Source organism: Streptomyces sp. SID5785 (assembly GCF_009870065.1).
Classification (GTDB): Bacteria; Actinomycetota; Actinomycetes; order Streptomycetales; family Streptomycetaceae; genus Streptomyces.
This window is the reverse complement of sequence record NZ_WWIA01001150.1, coordinates 1-3376: the sequence shown is the minus strand read 5'-3', so window position 1 is coordinate 3376 and position 3376 is coordinate 1. Positions and strand designations below refer to the sequence as shown.

The window sequence follows — 3376 nt, the reverse complement described above, 5'->3', positions numbered from 1 at the left end:
CGGCTCGTCCTGCACGCCGCCGGGGCCGCCACGGTGCTCGTGGCCGCGCTCACCGGCTCGGGTGCCGGGGCCGTGGCCTGCGGTGCGGTCGTGCTGTGCTCGCTCGCGGCCGCCGTGATGCGGCACCGGGCGCTGGGGCTCGCGGGGCTCGGCCTGGCCACGGCCGCGGTCGTCGCGGTGAGCCTGGCCCTGGCGCAGGGCGGGCTGCCCTCGGGCCTCGCGGACACGCTGGAGGGCCGCGTCACCCGGCGCCGGCTGCTGCTGTGGCACGAGGCGCTGCGGCTGGCACGGTCGGAACCCGCGCTGGGCGTGGGCACCGGGCGTTTCGGCGAGTTCGACACGTCGCTCGCCACGACCGCCGCGCCGGACGGCAAGCCGCACTCGGCCGTCCTCCAGGTCGCGGCGGAACAGGGAGCGGTGGGCGTGGTCCTGCTGACGGCCGCGTACTGCTGGCTGCTCTACGTCCTGTGGCGCTCGGCCCGCTCCACCCCGGTGGTCCTCACCGCGGGCGCGGCCCTGACCGCGGTCGCGCTGCTGGCCACGGTCGGCAACGCGCTGAGTTTCACCACGGTGACCGCCGGTGCCGGTCTGCTCGCGGGCATCGCGACCGCCGAGCCGCTGCCTGCGGTCCCCCGGGACGACGACGCGGCCGTGCCGGAGGATCTCCGGGACGGCCGCGAACGGTCCGGTTAGGTGCCTGAGCCCGCAGACGCGAAGCCCTAGAGAGCCGCGGTGGGCTTGAGGCGGTCGCGGATGTGGCGCACCGCGCCCTCCGCGTCGTCGACGGTGAAGGTGAACTTGCGGCCGTCGCCCAGGCTCAGCACGACGCCCTCGCCGCGCCGCACCACGACGGCGGTGCCGATCTCCGGGCGCCAGCGGTAGCCCCAGCCGCCCCACTGGCGCGGGGTGACCCGCGGGGCGAAGTCCGCGTCCACGACATGGTCGAGCGGGATGCGGCGGCGCGGCAGCCCGACGTGGCCGCAGCGCACTTCCAGGTGGTCCTTGTCGACCTTCACGGCGACGTGCAGGAACGCGAGCGTGCCGAAGAGGATCAGCAGGCCCACGGCGATGAGGCCGACCACGGACATGGCGAGGGCCGCGATGCCCGTCGCCCACGAGCTCTCGACGGCCAGCTCGATGCCGAGGGCGAGGCAGGCGAGCCCGCCCAGAGCCAGCAGCCACTGCACACGGTTGTGTGCGCGGCCGGTCCAGATGTCGGTCCCGTGGGCGGAAGCGCGTCGCCCGGGATGCGCGTGCGCGTCGGCGGCGTGGTCCTTCATGCCATCGAGCGTACTCACGATCCGCTGTGAAGGCACCGCCTTGCGGAGGGTCACTCCCCCGGACGGCTCCGGACGCTCACCCCGCGTGGCTGACCGCCTGCAGACCGCGCCCCTCGGCGTACGCGAGAGCGGCCGGCGGGAGGGTCTCGTGACGGCCGCTGAGGATGACGGTGAGCTCGCCGCCGGGCTGCGCGTCCGGCGCGGGGTGCTCGCCGATCCGGCGCAGTGCCTGGGCGGCGACGGCGCCCGCGCTGCCGTGGAGGACGAGCGGATCCGCGCCGGGCCGCTGCACCGCGGCGCGGATGCGCTCCGCGACGAGCTCGTAGTGGGTGCAGCCGAGGACGACGGCCTTCACGTCACGGGGCGTGAGCGCGGCGGCGGCTTCGACGGCGCGGTCGATGGCGTCCTCGTCGGCCCACTGCACCGCCTCGGCGAGGCCGGGGCACGGCACCTCGGTCACCTCGACGCCCGCCGCGAAGTCACGGATGAGCCCGCGCTGGTAGGGACTGCCCGTGGTGGCGGGCGTGGCCCAGATCGCGAGGGGGCCGCCACCGGCGGCGGCGGGCTTGATGGCGGGCACCGTGCCGATGACGGGGACGGCCGGCTCGAGCAGCTCGCGCACGGCCGGGAGGGCGTGCACCGAGGCCGTGTTGCACGCGATGATCAGGGCGTCCGGGCGGTGCTCGGCGGCGGCGGCGCAGACCGTCAGGGCGCGCTGCCTGATGTCCTCGGGCGTGCGCGGGCCCCAGGGCATGCTGTCCGGATCGGAGGAGAGCACGAGGTCGGCGTCGGGCCGCAGCGTGCGCACCGCGGCGGCGGCCGCGAGCAGTCCGATTCCGGTGTCCATCAGCGCGATCTTCACCCGGAAACCATAGACGATACCGCCGACACGGCAGCGCCCGTGGGGCAGACTGCGGCGGATGGACGTCGTTGTGTGGATCACCGCGGCCTCGCTCGCCGCATGGGTGTGGCTGCTGCTCTGCCAGGGCTTCTTCTGGCGCACCGACCTGCGGCTGCCGCCGCGCACGGAGCCCGACGTGTGGCCGGACGTGTGCGTCGTGGTGCCCGCCCGCGACGAGGCGGCGGTGCTGCCCGACAGCCTCCCGTCGCTGCTCGCCCAGGACTATCCGGGGCGCGCGGAGATCTTCCTCGTCGACGACGGCAGCACCGACGGGACGGGCGATGTCGCCCGGGCCCTCGCGGGGCGCCTCGGCGGACTGCCGCTGACGGTCACCTCGCCCGGCGAGCCGCCGGCGGGCTGGACGGGCAAGCTGTGGGCGGTCCGGCACGGCATCGGGCTGGCACGCGCGCGGGGGCCCGAGTTCCTGCTGCTCACCGACGCGGACATCGCGCACGGGCCGCACAGTCTGCGCGCGCTCGTGGCAGCGGCCCGCACCGGCGGGTACGACCTGGTCTCGCTGATGGCCCGGCTGCGGGTGGCGAGCGTGTGGGAGCGGCTCGTGGTGCCGGCGTTCGTCTACTTCTTCGCGCAGCTGTACCCGTTCCGCCGGATCGCGGTGCGTGGGTCGCGCACGGCCGCGGCGGCGGGCGGCTGTGTCCTGCTGCGCACCGAGGCCGCGGAGCGTGCCCGCATCCCCGACGCGATCCGCCAGGCGGTGATCGACGACGTGTCGCTGGCGCGCGCGGTGAAGGCGTCGGGCGGGCACATCTGGCTGGGCCTCGCCGACCGGGTCGACAGCGTGCGGCCCTACCCGCACCTCGCCGACCTGTGGCGCATGGTGTCGCGCAGCGCGTACGCGCAGTTGCGGCACAACCCGCTGGTCCTGCTGGGCACCGTGCTCGGCCTCGCGCTCGTCTATCTGGTCCCGCCGCTCGCCGTGCCGGTCGGTGCGGCGGGCGGCAGCGCCGCGACGGCGGTCCTCGGGGCGCTCGCCTGGGCGGTCATGGCGGGCACCTTCGTGCCGATGTGCCGGTACTACGGCCAGGCGGCGTGGTGGGCGCTGCTCCTTCCGTTCACCGCGTTCCTGTACCTGCTGATGACGGTGGACTCGGCCGTGCAGCACTACCGGGGGCGGGGCGCCGCGTGGAAGGGGCGTACGTACGCCCGTCCCGACGCGGCGCCCGAGCAGCGGTGA

The 3376-nt window shown here is 75.6% G+C and carries 4 protein-coding genes; 2 read left to right on the top strand and 2 right to left on the bottom strand.

Annotated features, from left to right (window positions below):
• A partial coding sequence (locus tag GTW43_RS37280) for an O-antigen ligase family protein (protein WP_161306391.1) occupies nt 1-693 on the top strand: 693 nt, incomplete at its 5' end.
• Nucleotides 694-719: 26 nt separating this feature from the next.
• Here GTW43_RS37280 and GTW43_RS37275 read toward each other — a convergent pair.
• Together GTW43_RS37275 and GTW43_RS37270 are read right to left on the bottom strand one after the other, a co-directional pair.
• Entirely contained in the window at nt 720-1280 is a 561-nt protein-coding gene (locus tag GTW43_RS37275; protein ID WP_161306390.1) for a hypothetical protein, read from the bottom strand.
• A gap of 76 nt (nt 1281-1356) precedes the next feature.
• Complete coding sequence (locus tag GTW43_RS37270; protein ID WP_161306389.1) at nt 1357-2142, bottom strand: aspartate/glutamate racemase family protein; 786 nt, start codon at nt 2140-2142, stop codon at nt 1357-1359.
• A gap of 58 nt (nt 2143-2200) precedes the next feature.
• Here GTW43_RS37270 and GTW43_RS37265 point away from each other — a divergent pair, with 58 nt between their 5' ends.
• Nucleotides 2201-3376: a glycosyltransferase gene (locus GTW43_RS37265; protein WP_161306388.1), complete on the top strand. Its 1176-nt coding sequence runs from the start codon at nt 2201-2203 to the stop codon at nt 3374-3376.